This is a genomic window from Fundicoccus culcitae (assembly GCF_024661895.1).
Classification (GTDB): domain Bacteria; phylum Bacillota; class Bacilli; order Lactobacillales; family Aerococcaceae; genus Fundicoccus_A; species Fundicoccus_A culcitae.
On the sequence record NZ_CP102453.1, the window covers coordinates 335383 to 361562 of the forward strand.

General features: G+C 36.0%; 10 protein-coding genes. 9 read left to right on the plus strand and 1 reads right to left on the minus strand.

The features are described 5' to 3' along the window. The first annotated feature begins 135 nt into the window (after nucleotides 1-135). The 7 genes from pheS (at nucleotide 136) to dnaJ (ending at nucleotide 9332) form a co-directional block, all read left to right on the plus strand. Entirely contained in the window at nucleotides 136-1161 is a 1026-nt protein-coding gene (gene pheS / locus NRE15_RS01705) for a phenylalanine--tRNA ligase subunit alpha (RefSeq protein WP_313794925.1), read from the plus strand. Then, nucleotides 1161-3584, plus strand: coding sequence for a phenylalanine--tRNA ligase subunit beta (gene pheT, locus NRE15_RS01710; RefSeq protein ID WP_313793894.1), 2424 nt, complete (start codon nucleotides 1161-1163; stop codon nucleotides 3582-3584). The genes pheS and pheT overlap by 1 nt, the downstream gene beginning before the upstream one ends. 16 nt (nucleotides 3585-3600) lie before the next feature. Beyond that, complete coding sequence (locus tag NRE15_RS01715; protein WP_313793895.1) at nucleotides 3601-4413, plus strand: metallophosphoesterase; 813 nt, start codon at nucleotides 3601-3603, stop codon at nucleotides 4411-4413. 159 nt (nucleotides 4414-4572) lie between these two features. Then, nucleotides 4573-5586, plus strand: coding sequence for a heat-inducible transcriptional repressor HrcA (gene hrcA / locus NRE15_RS01720; protein ID WP_313793896.1), 1014 nt, complete (start codon nucleotides 4573-4575; stop codon nucleotides 5584-5586). Nucleotides 5587-5608: 22 nt separating this feature from the next. Further along, nucleotides 5609-6187, plus strand: coding sequence for a nucleotide exchange factor GrpE (gene grpE, locus NRE15_RS01725; protein WP_313793897.1), 579 nt, complete (start codon nucleotides 5609-5611; stop codon nucleotides 6185-6187). 27 nt (nucleotides 6188-6214) lie between these two features. Further along, nucleotides 6215-8041 carry a molecular chaperone DnaK gene (dnaK, locus tag NRE15_RS01730; protein ID WP_313793898.1) on the plus strand — a complete coding sequence of 609 codons (1827 nt, stop codon included), beginning with the start codon at nucleotides 6215-6217 and terminating at the stop codon, nucleotides 8039-8041. Nucleotides 8042-8189: 148 nt separating this feature from the next. After that, nucleotides 8190-9332 carry a molecular chaperone DnaJ gene (dnaJ, locus tag NRE15_RS01735; RefSeq protein ID WP_313793899.1) on the plus strand — a complete coding sequence of 381 codons (1143 nt, stop codon included), beginning with the start codon at nucleotides 8190-8192 and terminating at the stop codon, nucleotides 9330-9332. Between the two features lie 52 nt (nucleotides 9333-9384). Here the strand turns inward: dnaJ and NRE15_RS01740 are convergent, their stop codons facing one another. Further along, nucleotides 9385-10917 (minus strand): helix-turn-helix domain-containing protein, encoded by a 1533-nt coding sequence (locus tag NRE15_RS01740; RefSeq protein ID WP_313793900.1) that lies wholly within the window; start codon nucleotides 10915-10917, stop codon nucleotides 9385-9387. Between the two features lie 669 nt (nucleotides 10918-11586). Here NRE15_RS01740 and NRE15_RS01745 point away from each other — a divergent pair. After that, nucleotides 11587-25281, plus strand: coding sequence for a Cna B-type domain-containing protein (locus NRE15_RS01745; protein ID WP_313793901.1), 13695 nt, complete (start codon nucleotides 11587-11589; stop codon nucleotides 25279-25281). A 118-nt stretch (nucleotides 25282-25399) separates the two neighbouring features. Further along, entirely contained in the window at nucleotides 25400-26167 is a 768-nt protein-coding gene (locus NRE15_RS01750) for an endonuclease/exonuclease/phosphatase family protein (RefSeq protein WP_313793902.1), read from the plus strand. Nucleotides 26168-26180 lie beyond the last annotated feature (13 nt).

Below are 26180 nucleotides of genomic sequence, written 5' to 3' on the forward strand. Positions count from 1 at the left end.
ATTTTAGAACGAGGGTGGTACCACGATAATTCGTCCCTGTTTTGGGGGCGGATTTTTTTGTTTTTAGAGGGTTTATAAAGGAGGAAGTATCGAATGAGTCAACAATTAGATGACAGTATTAAAGAAATTCAAGCTATGGAAGCAACGGCTAGTACTGATTTAGAAGCTAGTCAAACTTTAAAAGCTTTAGATCAAGTTCGTATAAAATATATTGGAAAAAAAGGCCACTTAACCGACGTTTCTAAAGCGATGAAAGCTTTAAGTAATGAAGAACGACCACTGTTAGGTCAAGCCATGAATCAATTTAAAGATATGTTTAACCAACATTTTGAAAAAAGAAAAACGGAACTTGAAGAACAGGCTTTAATCGAAACACTAGCAGCTGAAAAGATAGATGTGACTTTACCCGGTAGACAAGCTGCCCGCGGTAGTCGTCATATCATTACACAGATTATGGAAGAGATTGAAGATTTATTTATTGGGATGGGTTATCAAGTTATTGAAGGACCTGAAGTTGAAACGGATTCTTACAATTTTGAAAAAATGAATTTACCGAAAAACCATCCAGCGCGTGATATGCAAGATACCTTTTATGTTGATGAAGAAACACTTTTACGGACACATACATCACCTGTTCAAGCGCGTACCATGGAGCAACATAATTTTGAAAAAGATGGTCCCTTAAAGATGATCAGCCCAGGCAAGGTTTTCCGTCGTGATACCGATGATGCTACACATTCGCATCAATTTCATCAAATCGAAGGCCTCGTGGTTGACGAAAAAATTACGTTAGCCGATCTAAAAGGGACATTGTTACAATTTGTTCAAGCTTTGTTTGGTGAAGAGCGTGACATACGCTTACGTCCTTCCTATTTTCCTTTTACGGAACCTTCTGTTGAAGTTGATGTTTCGTGTTTTAAATGTGGGGGCGAAGGTTGTTCCGTATGTAAGCAAACAGGTTGGATTGAAATTTTAGGAGCGGGTGTCGTTCATCCTCATGTTTTAGAAATGTCAGGCATCGATCCAAATAAATACTCCGGTTTTGCCTTTGGTTTAGGCCAAGAACGGGTTGCGATGCTGAAGTACAATGTCGATGATATCCGTCATTTCTATCAAAATGATTTACGCTTTTTAACACAATTCAAAGGAGGGGATTATTAATGCAATTATCCATGGAATGGTTAAATGATTTTTTAGATTTATCTAATTGGTCAGGTCAACAACTAGCGGATGCTATGTCTTTGACAGGTATCGAAGTTGAAGGGGTGGAAAATTTTGCTGACAACCTCTCACATTTAGTGGTTGGTCAAGTGGTGGAATTAGCTCCTATGCCAGAGAGTGACCATTTAAAAATTACACAAGTAGATGTTGGTGGGGATAACTTATTACAAATCGTTTGTGGTGCTCCCAATGTTTATCAAGGGGCAAAAGTAATTACAGCTATTGATGGGGCACAGTTACCCGGTGGCATTCAAATTACTAAAACACAATTGCGCGGTGTGGAATCTAACGGTATGCTATGTTCCTTACAAGAAATTGGCTTTAGTGATCGCGTCGTTGCGAAAAAATATGCCGATGGGATATTTATTTTGCCTGAAGACACACCGATTGGTGTTGATGTCATTGAGTATTTAAAATTAGATGATCCTATTTTAGAGTTGTCAATCACACCCAACCGGGCTGATGCTTTAAGCATGCGGGGGTCGGCTTATGAGGTAGGAGCTATTGTCGAACAACATCCTCAATTTGAGTTGTTTGAAACCGAACGGCTTATCAGTCACTCGCCACGTTTGGATGATGTAACCATTGAGATTGAAAGTCCAGATTTATCTGAGTCGTATCAATTACGTTTAATCGAAAATGTCACGATTAAAGAAAGTCCATTATGGCTACAAGTTCGGTTGATGAAAGCGGGCATACGTCCGATTAATAATGTGGTGGATGCGACCAATTATTTCCTACTACTATATGGTCAGCCAATGCATGCTTTTGATTATGATCAATTAAAGAGCAAACACATTAAGGTTAAAAAAGCCGTGGACGGCAGTCGTTTTACTACCTTAGATGGCGTAGAACGCCTATTAACTGCTAATGATGTTCTGATTAAAGCCGACGATGAACCAATTGCCCTAGCAGGTGTTATGGGAGGTTTGGATTCGGAAGTAACGGATACGACCCAACATGTTTTACTAGAAACGGCCGTTTTTAATCCGTTGAATGTTAGACAAACATCGAAGCAATTTAATTTACGTTCAGAATCAAGTTTACGTTTTGAAAAGGGCATTAATCTGGCGACGATTACAGAATCAGGTGAACAAGCAGCGGTATTTATTGCGAATTTAACAGCTGGTCAAGCGGTTGAATCCTATAAAGAAGCGAGTACTTTAGAAGTTACCGACAAGGAAATAGAGGTCCCATTTGCAGCCATCAAAAACAAACTAGGCATTGAAATGAACCAAGACGAGTTGGTAAGTATTTTTGATCGCCTCGATTTTAAAGTCGTCATTGATAACGACAGCTTTACGGTGACCATCCCACCAAGACGTTGGGATATTAATATTGAAGCGGATGTTTTAGAGGAAATCGCACGTATTTATGGTTACGATAAAATACCTGTAACCTTACCCATAGTGCCAAATACCCCAGGTAAATTGAGTACACGTAAGAAACGGATTCGTCAAATCCGCCATATCTTTGAAGGTTTTGGCCTCAATGAAGTGATTAGTTACGTTTTAACGTCTGAGGCTGAAGCGCAGTTAATTCATTCAAATACCTATCCTTTTGTTAAATTAGCCTTCCCAATGAGTGAAGAACGTTCTATACTACGTCAGAGCTTGTTTGCTAGTTTCCTAGAAATAGCACAATATAACCGTGCCCGTAAAAATAGCCCGTTAGCTTTTTATGAAGTCGGTAAAGTCTTTTACAATCAAGGTAGAAATATTCAGCCAATAGAAGCCGAACGACTAGCCATAATGCTTTCTGGTTCGCAACAATCTAGAAATTGGTTTGGTGAAGCAACTAGCGTTGATTTTTATACCATCAAAGGCATGCTAGATACTTATTTTGCAACGATTCGATTAGATAAAGCCATTTCATACCAAGCTAACGAAGCGATGACCGCCATGCATCCAGGACGGACGGCTGACATTATACTTGATGGAGCTGTGATTGGCTTTGTTGGTCAAATTCATCCAACAGTAGCCAAAAATCATGACTTAGAAGATAGTACTTTCTTTGCCGAATTGGATTTAGACGCTATCTTTAATTATCAAACAGAGCCAATTATTCAAAGTCCAATCCCTAAATATCCAGCCATTTCACGGGACATTGCCCTGTTAGTTAATGACAACCAAACACACGCTAGTCTTGAAACCCTTATTTATGAACAGGCTAGTTCATTGCTTAAATCCATTGAATTGTTTGATTTGTATCAAGGCGAGTCCATTCAAAGTGGTAAAGTATCATTGGCTTACCATTTAACCTTCCAAGATCCGAATCGAACATTAACCGATGACGATGTGAATCAGGAAATGACTAAAATTACACAAGCCCTATTAACGATTGATGGTTTAGAAATCCGTTAATAGTTAGGAGTTGACTATGCGACTAGGTTTTATCTCGGACTTACATATTGATGTAAATCCTCAAGCAACAGCTGAAGACTATTTTGACGCTTTGGTTGAAATCATCAAGCAAATGCGTTTAGATATGTTTTTTATTGGCGGCGACGTCGCCAATCATTATTCACTAACACTATCGTTTGTTGAAAACCTTCAAACACAATTACATATCCCTGTCTATTTTATCCCTGGTAATCATGACTATTGGCAAATGGAGGGGATTGAACTAACAGGCAATCAAATCCATACTAAATTTGTTCAACATCCCCAGTCTTTATTAAATAAACCCTTAAAGCTTAACTTAGACGTGGGGCTTGTTGGTCATGTAGCTTGGTATAATCATGCTTACCACGCACCAGGCTTTAGTGAGGCAGAGTTAGATGCAGGTAAGTACCGTCATGGACGTTGGCAAGATAAAGCTTATATTGAATGGGAACAATCAGACAAAGAACTCTCGAGTCAATTTGCTAAAGAAATACAAGCAGATATAGAAGCCGTCGGGTCTAAGCAGATAATCTTATTAACCCATATGATTACCTATCCAGGGTTTGTTGTTCCGATGCCTCATAAAGTCTTTGATTTCTTTAATGCCTTTATAGCTACGGATGATATTTTACCATTTTATCATCACTATCCTATCACACATAGTATTATGGGACATGTGCATTTTAGGGCACAAAGGGATTATCAACAAACGAAAATGATTGTTAATTCCTTAGGCTATGGCCGACAATGGTGGACAAAAAGTTTACGGGAAGAGCTTAAACAAAGTATTTATGTGATTAATGTCTAGCCTGAAAATATTCAAAAGCACTGAATTAGCACTCTACTACATAGAGTGCTAATTTTTTTGTTTTTTTTGCTAAAAACACTTGACAAGCCTTGTGAAACCATGTATTATATAGATATGTTAGCACTCTGATTAAATAAGTGCTAAAAGTGAGGTGAGGAGATGTTAACACCGAGACAACAACAGATACTTACTCTGATTGTTCAGCTCTACGGTGAACTAGAAGAACCAATTGGCTCAAAGACTTTACTAAAAGAAAGTCCACTTGATGTTAGTTCGGCGACCGTACGTAATGAGATGAAAATCCTTGAAGATCAGGGATATTTAGTCAAAGCGCACACGTCCAGTGGACGGATACCGTCGTTTGAAGGTTACCATTTATACGTCAATCATTTAATTTCGGATAAACAACCGACTAACTTATTGGAACAAGATAGTGAAGCATTTAATTCGCTGTTTCGCGAAAGACTTAGTGACCCCATTCAGCTTGCTCAGATGGCAGCAAACATTTTAGTGGAGTTAACCGGCTATGCCGCAGTTGTCTTAAACCGAACAGGTGAGAAGCACTATATTAAAGAGTTTCGACTCGTGTATTTAAATGATTATAGTGTAATTGCGACACTGCTTACTGATCAAGGTCATGTCGAGAGTCAGTTATTTAATTTGAATTATCAAATTCCAAAAGACGCCATCAATCAAGTTTCAGAATTAATCAATTCAGAATTAAATGAACTATCACTTGAAGCTGCTTCTCAGAAGTTAAAACTAACAATCCCGATGCTAACTCAAAGGATTGTAGGCTATCAATTAAATTTTTCAAGTTTAATTGATAAAACTAGCCACACATTACAAAGTCAACGCTATTATGTCGTTGGCAAAAATAATTTGCTGGATTTGGTCGATCAGACATCTGGCCCAAATCTAAAAGAGCTGTTCAATTTACTTGACGGATCGCCTAAAATGCTTCAATTATTAGAAAGTCGTCAAGATGGCGTGGAAGTCCTGTTTGACCAAGAAATCTTAAATAACCAACTAAATCGATTATCCTTAGTGACAGGTACATACAAAGCTAATGAGCTATCTATTACCGTTGGTTTGTTAGGTCCAACAACCATGCCGTTTGATCGGATTATTGCTATTGTTGAAAAGATGATCGACGAGCTATCAAGAATATAATGAAATTAGAGGAGGGTATCGATTGGCTGAAGAAAACAATCAAAATATAAATAAAGAAGAAGAAATCCTTGATTCTCAAATGACTGAGGTAACCCCCGATATCGAAGATGCAAATCTTGAAGATGTTGAGGAAGCCCCGGTTGTAGAAGAGGATGAAACAACTAAATTAGAAAAAGAAATCGAAGCACTTGAAGAAAAAAATCTACGTTTGCAGGCTGAAATTGCTAATATGCAACGTAGAAATAACTTAGATCGTCAGGATGCCGCTAAATATCGCTCACAAAAATTAGCATCTCAGCTATTAGATGTAGTGGATAATTTAGAACGTGCGTTAAGCACAGAATCACAAAGTGAAGATGCATTAGCTATCAAAAAAGGGGTAGAAATGGTTTATAACCAACTACTAAATGCTTTTAATAGCGAAGAAATTAAAATACTAGACCCATTGAATGAACCGTTTAATCCAACTTATCATCAAGCAGTTAGCACTATGCCAGCTGAAGAAGGACAAGAAAGCGATATTGTTGTTAAAGTGTTACAAAAAGGGTATAGTATACACGATCGTGTGTTAAGACCAGCAATGGTTATCGTAAGTGCATAAAATTAGAAAATAAGGAGTTAATTAATTATGGCAAAAATTATAGGTATTGACTTAGGTACAACAAACTCAGCTGTTGCAGTATTAGAAGGAAACGAAGCAAAAATTATTCCCAATCCAGAAGGAAACCGTACAACCCCTTCAGTCGTTGCTTTTAAAAATGACGAAATCCAAGTAGGTGAAGTTGCTAAGCGTCAAGCAGTAACAAATCCTAACACTGTTAGTTCCATCAAACGTCACATGGGTGAAGCAGGTTATAAAGTAACTTTAGCAGATAAAAGCTATACTCCACAAGAAATTTCCGCAATGATTTTACAATATTTAAAATCTTATGCAGAAGATTACTTAGGTGAAAAAGTTGAAAAAGCTGTTATTACAGTTCCAGCATACTTTAATGACGCTCAACGTCAAGCAACAAAAGATGCAGGTAAAATCGCAGGCTTAGAAGTAGAACGTATTGTTAACGAACCAACCGCAGCCGCTTTAGCATATGGTTTAGATAAAACCGATAAAAATGAAAACATCTTAGTCTTTGACTTAGGTGGGGGAACGTTTGACGTTTCTATTCTTGAATTAGGTGATGGTGTATTTGATGTACTATCAACCGCAGGTGAAAACAATTTAGGTGGGGATGATTTTGACAATAAAATCATTGACTATCTAGTCGCTGAATTCAAAAAAGAAAATGGTATTGATTTAAGTAAAGATAAAATGGCTTTACAACGTTTGAAAGACGCAGCTGAAAAAGCTAAAAAAGACTTATCAGGCGTAACAACCACACAAATTAGCTTACCATTTATTACGGCATCTGATGCAGGTCCATTGCACTTAGAAACAACTTTAAGCCGTACTAAATTCGATGAATTAACCGTGGATTTAGTTGACAAAACTAAAGGCCCCGTTCGTCAAGCCTTAAAAGATGCAGGTTTATCTAAAGGTGAAATTGATGAAGTTATCTTAGTCGGTGGTTCAACACGTATTCCTGCAGTTGTTGAAGCTGTTCGTAAAGAAACAGGTAAAGAACCGAACAAATCAGTTAACCCTGATGAAGTAGTGGCAATGGGTGCTGCTATCCAAGCGGGCGTTATCTCTGGTGATGTAAAAGATATTGTTTTATTAGACGTAACACCATTATCATTAGGTATTGAAACAATGGGTGGGGTATTTACGAAATTAATCGATCGTAATACAACGATTCCTACCTCAAAATCACAAGTGTTCTCTACGGCTGCCGATAATCAACCAGCTGTTGATGTCCATGTATTACAAGGTGAACGTCAAATGGCTGCCGATAACAAAACGTTAGGTCGTTTCCAATTAAACGATATTCCAGCAGCACCTCGTGGTGTTCCTCAAATTGAAGTAACCTTTGATATTGATAAAAACGGTATTGTTAACGTTAGCGCCAAAGACTTAGGTACTCAAAAAGAACAAACTATTACCATTAAATCTTCTTCAGGTTTAACAGAAGAAGAAATTGAACGTATGGTTCAAGATGCTGAAGCAAATGCTGAAGCCGATAAAGTACGTCGTGAAGAAGCCGATTTACGTAATGAAGTTGACCAATTAATCTTTACGACAAATAAAACGTTAACTGAATTAAAAGACAAAGTTTCTGAAGAAGAAATTAAAGAAGCTGAAACAGCTAGAGATGAATTGCAAGCAGCTATCGATGCTAATGATTTAGAACAAATGAAAGAAAAACGCGATAGCCTTAATGAAATCGTACAAAACTTATCTGTTAAATTGTATGAACAAGCAGCTCAACAAGCACAAGCTGAAGCAGATGCTAATTCTTCAACTAACACAGATGAAGACGGTGTTGTAGATGCTGACTTCGAAGAAGTAGACGAATAATACCTCTCATATTGAGCATGCTTGGAAACCAAGGATCTTTTTTCCTTGGTTTTCATTCTTTAAGGTAAATTTAAGGTGTATTTTTTCAGAAAAATGCTAATATTATGTAGAGTAAAATTATTCCAATATTTTGATGAGGAGGTAGAATATGGCAGATAAACGTGATTATTATGATGTCTTAGGCGTATCACGTGATGCATCTGATGATGAGATTAAAAAAGCTTATCGTAAATTATCAAAAAAATACCATCCGGATATTAATAAAGAAGCTGATGCAGACAAAAAATTCAAAGAAGTCACTGAAGCTTATGAAGTATTGAGTGATTCGCAAAAGAGAGCGGCATATGACCAATATGGACATGCAGCCAACGATCCAAACTTTAATAGTGGATTTGGTGGGTTCAGTGGTGGAACAGGTGGTTTCTCCGGTTTTGATGATATTTTCGATACATTCTTTGGAGGATCTACGGGCAGTCGAACCAGTCGTAATCCAAACGCTCCCCGACAAGGGAGTGACTTACAATATACGGTCACATTGACATTTGAAGAAGCGATTTTTGGTAAAGAAGAAACGATTAATTATCAACGCCGTGAAGAATGTCATACTTGTCATGGCTCGGGTGCAAAACCAGGGACTAGCCCTGAAACATGTCATAAGTGCCATGGTAGTGGTGTAACTCAAGTAGAACGTAATACGCCATTTGGACGTGTTATGACACAAGCTACGTGTGATGTATGTAATGGGACAGGTACAGAAATCAAAGAAAAATGTCCATCTTGTCATGGTAGTGGAACTGAAACACATCAACATTCAGTTAAAGTAACTGTACCCGCTGGTGTGGAATCAGATCAACAAATGCGATTAAGTGGACAAGGTGAAGCAGGAACGAATGGTGGTCCTTACGGAGATTTATACGTTGTTTTCCAAGTGAAAGAAAGTGATAAATTTGAACGTGATGGGACTGAAATTTATTATGACTTACCTATTTCATTCTCACAAGCCGCTTTGGGTGACGAAGTAAAAGTACCAACGGTTCATGGCAATGTTAAATTGAAAATCCCTGCTGGAACGCAAACAAACACCACCTTTAGACTTAAAGGTAAAGGTGCTCCAAGCGTAAGAGGTGGCTACACCGGTGACCAACATGTAACGGTTAACGTTGTAACACCGAAGAAATTATCGGATAAAGAAAAAGAATTGTTTGCTGAATTAGCAAGATTATCAGGTAGTGATGTAAAAGGTTCCGACTCTGGATTCTTTGATCGAATAAAAGATGTATTTGATAAATAACAAAAAGACGTTAAATCTCCCTTTGGAGTATTTAACGTCTTTTTTGTCTTTATTAGTTAATTGGAAAATCAGCCTGGTCATTTTGGGCGCTAATACGTTCATCAATAATGGTTCTTATACTATCTTCAATTTGTTGCATATTTTGTGCCGTAGGAAAATGTTCGATCATTATGACTTCTTTATTGATACCTTCTGGAAGCGTAAAATTAGTAATGATTATGTCTGTGTCAAGCTTGTTTAGTATTTCTGTAGTGATGATAAATTCTTTATAGATATTAAATTTAGGCGAAATCTTTACCTGTGAACTTATAAACTCCGCTAACATTTGGGCATGAGAAGTATGCCCATCACTAATAATTGTAATTTTTACCGAATAGTACACTTCGTTCAATTGGGTAATTAAATTTTCCCAATAGGTAAGAATAGTATAGGTCAAATGATTGATTTTATCTTCGGCTTGGTTCAGCCCCATAAGTGATCTGAATTTTTTGACAATTGAACGGGTAGAACGATAAACATATGGAAATTTCTTTTTAAATTCATTAAGGAAGATACGATTTCTATCAAAAAGGATAAATAAATTATTCGGATCATTATCTTCAATAGAAGACGTCCCAATCATAGCTAGACTAAAATAATCAGCGTTGACCGTTATATTTAAACTATCTGCCAATTTTATAAAATTCTCTTCCAAAAAAGTGACAGCCGTATTTAATTTTATGTCTTCTTTGCGTAATTCATTCAGTTTTTCCATAGTCCATGTACGCTCAAAATTTAAATAAGGTGTATATAATTGGATGAGAGATTCAGGAGTGACTGGAACTGCTTTAACATTCTTAAGAGCAGAAAAACTTGATAAATCGCGTGAATTAAGTGCATGGGTAATTTGTGATACCCAGGGTGAGTCTAAGTAGACCATATCAATGAGATGTCCATGTTGATAGCGAATGCGATTTACTGCGATGACAATTTTTATTGATTCGAAGTAAGCATAATCTATATTGACATCAAGTTTTTCAGGGAGAATTTGAAATAAACTTATAAAGGCTTGATTAATGGCTTCTTCATCTGTTCCCTTAAAAGGCCATTCAACAATTGAATAGGTTTCCTTAAAATAGGCAGAGTAAAAATTTCGGATAAAATGTTCATTTCCAACCACTTGACATGGATTAGTTTCGATATTTGCATGATAGTCAGTGCTTAAAATTTTATTTATCTGTTGAATTGTTCGATAAGTAGAGGAAGCACTCACGAAGAGCTTTTCAGCTAAATCATCAACCGACATGGTTTCATCAAAGAAAATAAGTTCCATCAACTTAAAAGGGATTGATTCTTTTAAAATTTGACGATAGACGGATTTTAAACCAAAGTTTTTATTTAAAAGTATCCTGACGCCATTATGGTTTGTTTCAATAGTGAATTCATTAAAAGTGTTTTTTAAAAATAAAATATCTTCGCGAATCGTTCGTTCAGATGAATGCAATTGTTTAGCTATGGTAGCAATATTCTCCCAATCATCTTTTTCGATTAATGCTTCAATTATGTTTAAGCGGCGTAATTCGCTGGTTTTCATTAATCTTCTCATACTAAACCCCTTCCATATAAACTATTTAATTAATTGTATCAATTAGAAGTTTGGATTTCAATGAGATTTATCATAAAAGTCTGTATATACACAACTATATGATAATTTAATCTCAGAAATCATTTTCTTTTAATTGGTTTAAATAAAATTATATTAATCTATGTCAAAATTTGATAATACATTATGAGATTTATGCGGCTTTTGAAAAAATGTTTCAAATAGTTATTCAATTTGCTCTAACTAATTTAATATTAATAATTGGACGACTACAAGAGTTTAAATATTAATTTAATTTATAGCGAATTTCTAATAATATAAAAGTTATAACATGATCATATTCATTTATCGCTTTAATATAAACATTGATATTTTCTGTGATTTAAACATGCGGAATACATTTTATATTTAATATTTATCACTTTCAGCTGAACTGTTTACAAATTCTCAAATATTACCTATCCGGAACAAAAACATGAAAATAAAAGGGTTTTTAGAATTGTTATAATTTTATATGGCACTGTTTACTTTGTTGAAAATGATTGTTGTTATCTGTTTTGTTCAATTAGGGGAGGGTTTTTAAATACAATATTTTACTTGATGATTTTCGGACAACATTTTTGTTTTCCAAATGAGTTAAAACCAATAAAGTATAGAAAGTAGGGGAAATATTTGAATAAATTTTCAAAGCTATTAACGGTTTTTGTATTAACAATGAATGTCTTAATTGAGCCATTGATAGCACAGGCTGAAGCGGATCAAAATAGTGAATTGGTCAGTGAATTAGTAGAATCTTTACCAATTGAGTCTTCAGTAGAATCAATTTCAGAAATAATCGAATCTCCGGCTGAAGAATCGATTTTTGATGAACCAACACTTCCAGTTGAAGAGGAATCGCCAGAAGTTCCGGTAGAGTCAACTTCAATAGTCGAAGAATCGTCTATCGAAATTCAAGAAAGTATTGAAGAATCTAGTGATACCGAAAGTGTAGAAGATGAAGTAGCAATTACTACTATTCAATTTGAAGGAATACAAGATGCATCAGTTACTCAATTTAAAACAGGTAGCAATTTCAATATTCCTGTTAGAATAACCAATTCACAAGCTGTATTGAACAATGTAACATTAAGATTAACTGTCCCTGCTCAATACATCGACTATTATAGCAACTCAAGCGATTATTTTAATGGCGCTTTGACTCCAAGTCGTGTTACAACGGAAAATAACCAATTAATTGTAGAATATGTATTTAGTGAATTATCTGATACATATAACCAATTAGTGACGTTAGCTTTAAAGACAAAAGATGATGGATCAATTCCAAATAACACGTTAATCCCCGTGAAAGTGGAGTTGATCAATGAAAATACAACAATTTCACAAACAGGAACCGTTAATTATCAATTTGTCACTCGTCAACCTCAATTTAGAACCAACGTAACTTACCCAAGTGAACCAAATGATGATTCGGTTCAGCGATTGACAGAAGTAGAATTCTATTTTTCATTAGCTGATCAAGGACAAGGAAATGGTAGTGGAAAATCTGCCATTAAAAACATTTTAGTAAAGGTCGAAGTTTCAGATAATTTAACTTTCGATGCTGCTAATAATGAAGGCTGGTCTTTTGATGAAGTGAGTCGATTAGCAACTTATACTTTTAATCCTGAAATAACTAATTTAGACACAGAAGTTTTATTACCCAATAACCTTATCTTAATTAACAATGAAGAAGCCATTGACCTTAATCTTCATGCTCAAGCATATTTTACATTTGCTAATGGAGATATTATAGAAGCAACTAGACAATCTAATACACCCATTGCTTTTAGTGCGCTGATGGTTGAACCGTTAGCTGATCTTAGTGATTATAATTTTTTAGATAGTATTGTGGTTACATTAAATCCTGGGAAAGATAATGAGCAAGTCTTAGTTTCTGGGGTAAATGAAATTAATGTTAAAGATACAGATACAATCGGAGTTGACTTAAGTTTCAGCATCCCTGATTCAATAACTATTAATCCAGGTGATATATATGTAGCTCCAATATCCGACTTAATGAAACTTGTTGGATTACCAGATGAGGTGATTGACAATCTACCATTAACCAATGATTTTGGTGACTTAATAGGAACCGTAAGTTTAACTAATGGGGAACTAATTGTTACTTTTAGTGATATTATCGACACTCTAGACAATAGAGTTTTTAATATTAATTTTGCGGGTGATTTTAAAGATGATCCATTTGAAAATGGTGGGGATGTAGTTATTAATATCCCATTAGTCGATGATGGGTCTTATGAATTGATTTTTCGTCCAGAGCAAGAAGCTTATACTGGAACAGATAAAAAAGAAGCATCTAATCCCTATGTGTTAGATGGGGATGTAAAAAACTATACCAATCGAAATCCGGAATATGCTGATTGGACTGTTCGAGCCAATGATTCAATGGGCAGTTTTACATCAGCAACCATCATTGATGATGTAGGAGCAAACCAAGAAATTGTTCCTGGTAGTTTTATCGTTGAACGAATTATCCGTAACTATGCCAATGTAGAAATTGGTCGTGAGACGGTTGACATCGAACCAACGATTACAGCAAGTGGTTTTGAATTGAATTTAGGGGCTATTGAAGACGCTTATGAAATTACTTATACAACTCGTCTGCTTAGACCAGATGGTGGGGGCAACCTTACCGTTAATAATAATGCACGGATTATTTTAGATGAAACGACAAAGAATGTATCAGATTCTATTGAAACTTCTTGGTCCGGAGATATTCCTACACTAACTAAATCTGGAAATCAATCACAATCAAATGTCAATGTCATTGAATGGCAAGTTGAATACAACTACGGTCGTGAAAATCTTGGAGCCGATGTCACTTTAACCGATGTCTTATCAACGGTTGGCGAACAAGGTCCAGGTGCGATTGATATCAATAGTATTAAAGTTCAAGAAGTAGTGACAGATGTAGATGGTGACGTCACTGACTGGGGAACAGTCATTGAAGTACATCCGTCTGTCGATGAGAGCGGTCAAGTAACTATTCCAGCTATTGATGCTAATGGTCGTTCTTACTATATTACGTTTACATCATCGATACCATTTGGATCAAACGGTGAAATAGTTAATACTATTTCAGATAATATTGGTAATCAAGATGATGCATCGGTAACCGTCAATACGATTCCTGATGGTGATAAAATCGGTGAACAAAAAGTCGATGCCGAAGGTCATCCATATATTGAGTGGAAAGTGACCATAAATAGTAAGAAAGTGGATGTCCAAAATATTAGTGTAACTGACGTCTTCAATGGCACCTATCTAGATTTTGATGCCAATGATTCTTCCTTATATGAATTATTAATAGATGGTTCTGAGGTTGGAAATTACACTGTTAACTCATATACACATGCTGATGGACGTGTTGGTTTCACATTAAATATCACCGATGCAGGTCCAAATACGTATACCTTTGTTTATCGTACATATTATACGGTCGCAGGTATGCAACAACCGGACTTAGCCAATGATGCCGAATTAATTTTTAACAATGGCGAAGGTACAGATTTACCTGGGGTTACGGTTGACTTTGAACAAGAAGGTCCTAAAGCGGGTGTTAGAAAATGGAATAATGGCTATAAGGTCAATTCTGACTCTAGCAATCAAGAAATTGAATGGGTTGTCGAATTCAATAATAGTAAAATCCTTCTTGAAACAGGGGATACTTTAACCGATAATTTTGTTTCAGCTAATTTTAGTTTGATTGACGGCAGTATCCAAGTGTTAGAGAATGGTACAGATATTACTGGACACAATGATATTTATTCGATATCTACTTCCGCGACTGGTTTTGTACTCACGCTTAACAAAGATACCAATGCCACTTATCAAATTGTCTTTAGAACAACAACGGATGATACTGACAATTTAGATCATAAAAACGAAGCAACACTGGTTTGGCGTGGAGGCACTGAAAGCGCCGATAGTTCTCTTGGCAAACGCGACCCAGGCATTTCAAAAACAGGTAATGTAGTCATTAATGAGGATGGGACAAAATCAATTAATTGGGTGATTGATTTTAATACCAATCAACACGTCATTTATGATTTTGTTTTAACGGATACATATACACCTGCAACGGTTACGGTTAGTGATATAAAAATAATGAGTGGTGAAACGAATGAAACAGTTAATTTCACAATTTCACCAACAGCAGGTGGTAGTTTTACAGTTACTGCCAACAACCGTTTAGATGCTAAAGCCTATCAATTAACTTATACAACCACTTTATCTCCAACAGAAGAGGTTGAAGAAATTAAGAATACCGCAGCTATTACTTATCGTGGTGGGAATGATTCAGCTGAAAAAACGATTGCTCCACCAACGATTGGTGTAAGTAAATCCGTCGGAGACATTGATAAAGTCGAAGATAAATCGGTTGCTAATGATCGAATTAATTGGAAGATTATAGCGAATACTGATACGGCTAATCACTTGGTGAATTTAGTTGGAGCTGTTTTAAGTGACGAAATTCCAGCGGACCAAAAATTAGACCCTACGACAATTGTTGTTAAACGTGTAGGTGGAGATGTCCTCACTGGGTTGCCTATGTCTTATGATGATAATTCTTTTGCAATAACTTTACCAGATGGACCTTATCAATACGAAGTGACTTTCCAAACGGAAATTCTATTTTACCCTTCAGTCAATGACCAGATTGATTTGTATACTAATACAACCACATTAACAAATACTAATCATGCAGCTGTTTCGGATTCAGCTGAAATTAGTTATTTCTATGATGGAACAAACAATGACATCGATAAGGTGGGTGTATTCAATCAAGAAACTGAAAATATTGATTGGGATATTGAATTAAACGCTTTAGGTTTAAGAATTCCTAATGCTAGAATTACAGATGATTTAAACGAAACGCATGCTTATCTACCTGATAGTTTCAAAATTATGGATGGATCAGGAAATGAACTAGATGAGAGCGCCTATACTTTAAGTATTAAAGATAGTAATAAAAGGTTTGAAATTACGTTCCCAAGTGACTTAACACATGCAGTGCGTATTAGTTATTCTACTCGTGCTAATGCGGAACAGATTGGAACCTATAAAGCAAGTAATAGTGTAAAATTATTTGGCGGTGATGGCAAAGAAGCCATTGAAGAAGGCAACTCAGATGTCCAAGAAAGACAATGGTCATTTGGCGGTGGTGGTAGTGGTACGTCAATTAATTTTGTGATTTATAAGAAAAATACTTTAGATGAACCAATCGCAAATACCACTTTTGAATTTGTACGTTTATTACCTAACGGTATAACTGAAGTTCCAATTGGTGGAACATTAACAACCGATGATTTAGGTTATATTCATGTGAATAACGTGAGGGCAGGTCGCTATATTGGACGCGAAGTGTCAACGCCTAATGCGTATCAAAAACTGGAAGAACCTATTTATTTGATTATTGGTTATAGTGCGACTGTCCCAGGTGGTTTTGAGGTTTCAGTTACTGATTCAAGCTGGGAACCACTCAAAGTTGGTCCTGTTACCGCAACAGGTAATGAAGTAACTATCACCAATCAATTTAAAACAAGAGATATCTCTGCGACTAAATCTTGGCAACCTGGCACTTTAAATGAAGGTAGTCACCCAGAAACTTGGTTGAAACTATATCGTAGAGTCTTCGGGCAAGATGAAGAAGCGGTTAGTGTTGAATTAAAACGTATTTCAGGAAATAATCCAACAGAAACTGTAACTTGGTCTGGCTTAGAAGAGTTTTCGTCAACGGGTGAACGTTATGACTACTTTGTTAGAGAAGTCAATGCTGAAGGTGAACCTTACACACCTGCAGGTTATACAAAGGTAGAAAATGGTTTGACCGTAACAAATACTAATATTGAAACAGTTACTATAAACGGCGAAAAAACTTGGGTAGATTATGAGAACGCTCATAATACACGTCCAAATTATATCGTTGTTCGCTTATTACGAAATGGTCAACTATTCCAAGAAAAAACTATTTCAAGTCAAGAAGACTGGAAGTATTCATTTGCTAATTTGACAAAATACGATGAAAATGGATCGTTATATAATTATTCGATCACTGAAATAGTCCCGAATCATTATGAAATGAGTCTTGATGCGTTTAATTTAGTTAATACCTATGATGTCAGTGATGAATTAACTGAGGTTCATGGCCAGAAAGTATGGGATGACTGGAATGATTTATTAGGTAAACGTCCAGATGATGTGACGGTCTACTTATTCCAAAATGGTGAGCCTTATCCAGATGCTGATAATCAAGTATCAATGCTAGTTAATGAAGCTAGCAATTGGGAATTTGGTTTTACAGAACTTCCAAAATATGATAATGCTGGTATTGAGTACACATATAGTGTCACTGAAGGTATCGTTGAGGGTTATCAGGAAGCTAACATTAATGGTTTTACAATTACCAACACGGTTGTTAATGATGCGACAACCTCCATTAATGGTGAAAAAATCTGGGATGATTGGGATGATTTATTAGGGAAACGTCCTGAAGAAGTAACCATTTCAATATTCCAAAACGGTGAAGCCTATCCAGATGCTGATAATCAATTAACGTCAGTTGCTTCTGAGGCAACTGAATGGAAGTATAACTTCAACGAGTTACCAAAATATGACGCTAATGGTAATTTATTCAACTATACAGTAGCTGAAGAAGTCATTGAAGGCTACGAACTATTAAATATCGTTGATTTTAATCTAACCAATAAAGTAATTAATGATGCGACAACTTCAGTTGAAGTTAAAAAACTTTGGGATGATTATGATAACAAATTCGAGCATCGACCAGAGAGTATCGTGGTTTATCTAAGACAAAACGATGTCAACTTTGAATATGCAATTGTTGATAGTAATGGTATAGAAGGTAATGAATGGTCTCATGAATTTACCAACTTGCCAAAATATGACAACAATGGACAAGAATTTACATATACAATTCATGAAGTCATTCAAAGTCCCTACACTCAATCAATTGATCAAAATACAAATACCATCACGAATACCTATGTCAATACAGAGACGGTTAATTTCCAAGGTCAAAAAGTATGGAATGACTACAATAATGATTTCAATACTCGACCAGAGTCTATTACAGTTACGCTTTATCAAAATGATGTAGCGATGGATGGAGCGGAATTTACACAAACTGTGTCACCTGATGTAGCGGGTAATTGGAACTTTAGTTTCAATGATTTACCGAAATATGATGCAGAGGGTGAAGCTTATACTTATTCAGTTAAAGAAGTAGCTGTTGAGGGCTATGAAACAACCTACAGCGAAAACTTTATTGTGAATACCGTCGATCCGTTATTTACAGCTGTATCAGGTCAAAAATTCTGGGAAGATTATAATGACCAATTTGAAACTCGTCCTGAATCAATAACCGTAAATCTATTACAAAATGGTGTCGTTATAGATAGTGTTGAAGTGAAAGCTAATGATGAAGGCAATTGGTTCTATAGCTTTACAGATTTAAATATTCATGATGAAAATGGTCAAGAATATGTGTATACAATTGAAGAAGTATTAGATGCTGCTTCAAGTGAGCTATATGATTCTGTCGTAGATGGTTTTGATATTTATAATACTTATGTCAATACTGAAACGGTTGATATTCAAGGCCAAAAAGTATGGGATGATTATAATAATCAATTCAATACAAGACCTGCCTCTATACTATTGGTTCTTTATCGTAATGACGCAGTTCTTGAAAACTTTGTACTTTCACCTTCAGAGAATGAAGATGGTACATGGGCATTTAGTTTTACAGACTTACCTAAATACGATGAGTTAGGTCAAGAATATACTTATAGAGTAGAAGAATTAGTTAATACGCCATATACCTCTGTTAAAACAGGCTCTGAAGAAGAAACTGTTACATTTACTAATACATATGTGAATACGGAAGTTGTTGACTTTAGTGGTAATAAAGTTTGGAATGATTTCGAGAATTTCCATGGTTTAAGACCTGCTTCAATCAATATTAACTTATACCAATCAATTGAAGGTGAAGCTGTAGGCGACCCGATTGACTTTGTAAGTGTGGACACATCAACTAACTGGAGTTATTTGTTTGAAGATTTAGCTAAATATGATTCTTTAGGCAACGAATATATCTATTCTGTTTCTGAAGATGTGATTCCAGGTTATGATTCTAGCGTTAATGGATCTACTATTACGAACACACTCCAAACAATGCAAGTAGATGGTGAGAAAGTATGGAATGATTTCGATAATCAATTCGATACACGTCCTGCCTATATTACGCTTAATTTAATGCAGACAGTAGAAGGTTCAGACATCGCACCATTAGTGTTAGATACACAAAGAGTCACCGCCGTTGATGATTGGGCATATACCTTCACTAATTTACCAATATTTAATTCAGAAGGTGTTGAATTCATTTATTCAATCGAAGAAGTTCCGGTCGTTGGATATGAATCTAATGTTGATGGTTATGATATTTACAATGAATTACTAACGACTGAAGTATCAGGCGTGAAGGTATGGGAAGGTGCAGATAATCTATATACCACTGCTCCTGAATCCATTACAGTTAATTTAGTCCAAACGCACACTGGAAGTAATCAATCCTTCATTTTTGATTCAAAAGTTGTTACCGCAGATGATGATTGGGAATTTGAATTTACAAATCTTCCAATGTATACCTCTAATGGAGTAGCTTATTCCTACTCAGTGACTGAAAATCTGGTTCCAGGATATGAAACAGATATTGATGGCACAACCATCACCAATTCTCTGATGACGATAGATCTTGAGGGGACTAAAACTTGGGTCGATTGGTTTGATCAACTAGATAACTATGACAACCAATTAACACCACGTCCTGACTCCACCCAAGTTAATTTATTGCAGAATGGCAATAAGATAACCGATGTAGCAGTTACTCCAGATACAGATGGTAACTGGAATTATCGTTTCACGAATTTACCGCAGTATGATATGAATGGTAATCTTTATAACTATACGGTAGAAGAAGAAGCCGTTGAAAATTATGTTTCAACGACTAATGGTAAGGATATTGTCAATACGTATCAAAATACTGAAACAGTTAATCTAGATGGCCAAAAAGTCTGGGTGGATTATGAGAATAAGCATGATACTCGTCCAGAAAACATCGCCGTTTACTTGTATCAAAATGGCGAAGTATTTATGTATCAATTAATTACCGACGATGGTAATGGAGATAATGTATGGAGTTATCAATTTACAAATTTACCTAAGTACGATGAAAATGGTCAAGCATTTGCGTACGTAGTAGATGAAATCGTAACGGCTCCGTACACTAAAGCTATTGATGGCTTAACTATCACCAATACCTATGTCAATACAGAGACGGTTAATTTCCAAGGTCAAAAAGTATGGAATGACTACAATAATGATTTCAATACTCGACCAGAGTCTATTACAGTTACGCTTTATCAAAATGATGTAGCGATGGATGGAGCGGAATTTACACAAACTGTGTCACCTGATGTAGCGGGTAATTGGAACTTTAGTTTCAATGATTTACCGAAATACGATGCAGAGGGTGAAGCTTATACTTATTCAGTTAAAGAAGTAGCTGTTGAGGGCTATGAAACAACCTACAGTGAAAACTTTATTGTGAATACCGTCGATCCGTTATTTACAGCTGTATCAGGTCAAAAATTCTGGGAAGATTATAATGACCAATTTGAAACTCGTCCTGAATCCATTACCGTAAACTTATTACGTAATGGAGAGTTCTTTAAGGATGTTGAAGTAACTCCAAATGATGAAGGCAATTGGTTCTATAGCTTTACAGATTTAAATATTCATGATGAAAATGGTCAAGAATATGTGTATACAATTGAAGAAGAACTTGATGAAGACGCAAGTAAACTTTATACATCACAAGTAGATGGATTTAACATTTACAATTCGTATGTCAATACTGAAACGGTTGATGTTGAAGGCCAAAAAGTATGGGATGATTATAATAATCAATTCAGTACAAGACCTGCCTCTATATTATTAGTTCTTTATCGTAATGGAGTAGAACAAAGCGTTATTCAAGTTACTCCAACGGATAACAGTAATGTTTGGACATTTGAAGTTAATGATTTACCTAAATACGATGAATTAGGTCAAGCGTATGAATATGAATTACGTGAAGTTGTTCCTAGTCCATATACTTCTGTAAGAACAATTACTGACGACGGACAAGTGATATTTACTAACACTTATGTAAATACAGATGTGACTAGCTTGAATGGTTCTAAAGTATGGGAAGACTTTGATGACTATTATGGTTTACGTCCTGATTCAATAGAAGTTTCCGTACTACAGAATGGTCAAGTATTTGATACCAAGACAGTTTCAGTGGATCGTTTAGGAAATTGGCGTTACCAATTCACTGGACTACCAATGTATGATGAATTAGGTGAAGAATATACATATAGTGTCGTTGATGATGTTCCAGCTTATGAAATGGAAGCATACTATGATGATCTCATTAATACTTTAGTCACTCTTGATGTTAATGGAGAAAAAGTATGGAATGATAAAGATGATCAATATGGTTTAAGACCCGATGCTATTAAAGTAAACTTAAATCAAACAGTAGAGGGTTCTGATGAAGTAAATATCTTATTCTCTAGAGTAATTTCAGCTGACGATCATTGGAGTTTCAGTTTCTATGATATTCCAAAATTTGATGCTTCTGGAAATGAGTATATCTACTTTGTAACAGAAGAAGCTACCGAGGGTAATCCAATTGGTGCATATGATGTTGTTGAAGATGGATATAACTTAATCAATAATTTAATCACTATTGATATTCCAGTTGCTAAAACTTGGAATGACTTTGATAATCAATATGGATTACGTCCTGACACAATAACTTATCACTTAATGCAAAATGATGAGCTGTTTGACAGTGTGACAGTTTCTTCAATCGACGATTGGAGTCATGTGTTTGAGTCAGTACCTAAATTTGATGCAGAAGGTAATGAATACAATTATAAAGTTGTTGAAGAGGCTGTTCCTGCTTATGATACGACGATAGATGGTTACAATGTTATAAACTCATTGATTACTAAAGATATTGAAGGTAATAAGATTTGGGATGACTTTGAAAATATTTATGGTTTACGTCCAGAATCAATCACAGTGAACTTAGTTCAAAGTGTTGAAGGATCACAAACAAGTAATGTTTTAGCAACTCAAGTTGTTACTGCTGATGACGATTGGCAATTTGTATTCGCAGATGTTCCTGTATTTGACGATCAAGGAAATGAGTATGTTTATACCTTAACTGAAAAAGTTGATATTGCATATAAATCAACCGTAGATAATGAAAGTAATGCAATAACGAACACATTAAAAGTGATAGATATTATTGGTACTAAAACTTGGGATGATGCTGATAATCAAGATGGTGTGAGACCTGAATCATTAGTGGTCACATTATTAGCTGATGGTGAAGAAGTTGATCGTCAGGAAGTCAGCGGTGACGGTAATGTATGGGATTATGCATTCACGAATTTACCAGTTTATAGAAATGGTGAAGAAGTTGTTTATACTGTCATTGAAGCATTACCTACAGGTTATAGCTTAACATCTGAAGTAGGTACGTTTGATTTAATCAACCATCGTACACCAGATGAAACATCTGTGACTGTTACTAAACAATGGGATGATGCTGATAATCAAGATGGTATCCGTCCAGAATCAGTAGTTATCCAATTAATGGGTGACTTTGAACCTGTAGGCGAGCCGGTTGAAGTAAGTGGTCCAACATGGACACATACGTGGACAAATCTTCCAGTAAATGCTGCTGGTCAACCAATTGTCTATACTGTAGATGAAGTAGAGGTACCAGAAGGCTATAGTACAACGGTTGCTAATCCAGTCGTAGATGGTAACTCGATAATTGTTAACCGTCATACCCCTGAAGTACGTGACATTGTTGGTACTAAAACATGGGATGATAATGATAATCAATACGGCGCGAGACCTGATTCATTAGACATTACATTATTAGCTGATGGTGAAGAAATTGATAGTGTCGTGCTAAATGGTGAAGGAAATGTATGGGATTATACCTTTACAAATCTACCTGTTTACAAAGATGGTCAAAAGATTGTTTATACTGTGACAGAAGAAGTTATTGTTGGCTATGATTTAACTTCAAATGAAGACAACTTTGATTTAGTAAATAAATTAAAACCTAGAGTAAGTGTTGGAGATTATGTATGGGAAGATGTTAATAAAGATGGTCTGCAAGATGAAACAGATATACCTTTAGAGGGTGTAATCTTAACCATTGTAGATGCAGAAGGTAATCCAGTCACCGATGTGTTTGGTAATCCAGTAGGACCACAAACAACTGATGGAAATGGCTATTACTCATTTGACAACTTACCAATCGATAATACTTATACAGTCAGAATTGACCGTGATGCCTTTGAGAAATTGTATCCTGAGTTAGTACCTACGATTGAAGGTGCGGGTGACAGAACTAATGACTCATCAACATGGGAAGCGACTTCGGTAGACATGGTTGAAGATGGTCAACGTGACCCAACCCTAGACTTTGGCTTCATTCGTCCAAGTGTTAGTGTGGGAGATTATGTATGGGAAGATGTTAATAAAGATGGTCTGCAAGATGAAACAGATATACCTTTAGAGGGTGTAATCTTAACCATTGTAGATGCAGAAGGTAATCCAGTCACCGATGTGTTTGGTAATCCAGTAGGACCACAAACAACTGATGGAAATGGCTATTACTCATTTGACAACTTACCAATCGATAATACTTATACAGTCAGAATTGACCGTGATGCCTTTGAGAAATTGTATCCTGAGTTAGTACCTACGATTGAAGGTGCGGGTGACAGAACTAATGACTCATCAACATGGGAAGCGACTTCGGTAGACATGGTTGAAGATGGTCAACGTGACCCAACCCTAGACTTTGGCTTCATTCGTCCAAGTGTTAGTGTGGGAGATTATGTATGGGAAGATGTTAATAAAGATGGTCTGCAAGATGAAACAGATATACCTTTAGAGGGTGTAATCTTAACCATTGTAGATGCAGAAGGTAATCCAGTCACCGATGTGTTTGGCAATCCAGTAGGACCACAAATAACAGATGGAAATGGCTATTACTCATTTGACAACTTACCAATCGATAATACTTATACAGTCAGAATTGACCGTGATGCCTTTGAGAAATTGTATCCTGAGTTAGTACCTACGATTGAAGGTGCGGGTGACAGAACTAATGATTCATCTACTTGGGAAGCAACTTCTGAAGACTTAACAGTCGATGAACAACGTGACCCAACCCTAGACTTTGGCTTCATTCGTCCAAGTGTTAGCGTGGGAGATTATGTATGGGAAGATGTTAATAAAGATGGTCTGCAAGATGAAACAGATATACCTTTAGAGGGTGTAATCTTAACCATTGTAGATGCAGAAGGTAATCCAGTCACCGATGTGTTTGGCAATCCAGTAGGACCACAAATAACAGATGGAAATGGCTATTACTCATTTGACAACTTACCAATCGATAATACTTATACAGTCAGAATTGACCGTGATGCATTTGAGAAATTGTATCCTGAGTTAGTACCTACGATTGAAGGTGCGGGTGACAGAGCGAATGACTCATCTACTTGGGAAGCAACTTCGGTAGACATGGTTGAAGATGGTCAACGTGACCCAACCCTAGACTTTGGTTTCATTCGTCCAAGTGTTAGCGTGGGAGATTATGTATGGGAAGATGTTAATAAAGATGGTCTGCAAGATGAAACAGATATACCTTTAGAAGGTGTAATCTTAACCATTGTAGATGCAGAAGGTAATCCAGTCACCGATGTGTTTGGCAATCCAGTAGGACCACAAACAACAGATGAAAATGGCTATTACTCATTTGACAATTTACCAATCGATAATACTTATACAGTCAGAATTGACCGTGATGCCTTTGAGAAATTGTATCCTGAGTTAGTACCTACGATTGAAGGTGCAGGCGACAGAGCTAATGACTCATCAACATGGGAAGCAACTTCGGTAGAATTAACTGAAGATGGTCAACGCGATCCAACGTTAGACTTTGGATTTGTTAGAAAACCTGTTGAACCTGAAAAGCCAGTTGATCCTGAAAAACCAAAACCAGAAGATCCAAAACCAGCTGATCCAGATCAAACTGAATTACCAAGTACTGGTGAAGAATCAATTGTTTGGTTGGCTAGTGTGGTACTAGTATTAGGTGTAATGTTACTCTATGTAGGCGATCGTTCAAGAAAAGTGAAGTAATATAGATTTAAAACAACAACTTGAATTCATCAAGATTCAAGTTGTTGTTTTTTCTTATTAAATGAAATCTGTTCATGTTATGATATAGCTAAACAAAATACAGAAGGGGTTAATATCTATGCGAGTTATGACATTCAACTTAAGACGTGAAATAAAAGAAGACCAACAGAATTGGACGCAAAGAAAAACATATGCTTTTCAAATTATTCAAGCGCATCAACCTGAAATCATTGGTTTTCAAGAAGTTATGCCGCATATGTATGAAGATCTAAAAAAAGAATTATTCCATCATTACGACTATTTTGGTGAGTTTCGTTCCAATGATTCAGATACTGAAATGGAACCTATCTTTTTCAATAAAAATAGCTATACCTTAATCGATGCAGGATCTTTTATGTTATCAGAAAACCCTGATGAAGATTATTCAATTGGTTGGGATGCAGCATTTCCAAGAATTGCATCATGGGTTAAATTACATAATAATGAACAAAAGCCATACTATATTATAAATTGTCATTTTGACCATATTGGAACGGTAGCTAGGGAAGAGTCAAGCAAATTAATATTAGAAAAGATAACGGAATTAACGCAAGAATTTTCATTACCAGCTATTATTATGGGTGATTTCAATACTCTACCAACAGAGGGTTGGTTAGACCCATTACTAAATTCAAGACAACTGAATAATAGTTATAACCATCTAAAACAAACAAATCCACATAAACTTTTGACCTTTCATGAGTATAAGGGCACAAAAGAGGGCTTACCTATCGATCATATTTTCTCTACAAAAGACTTAGAAATACAACAATCACAAATTATACGTGATGAATTTAATGGGTGCTATCCTTCGGATCATTATCCTGTGATAGTTGATTTTGAGTAAAAGGAGGCAATAC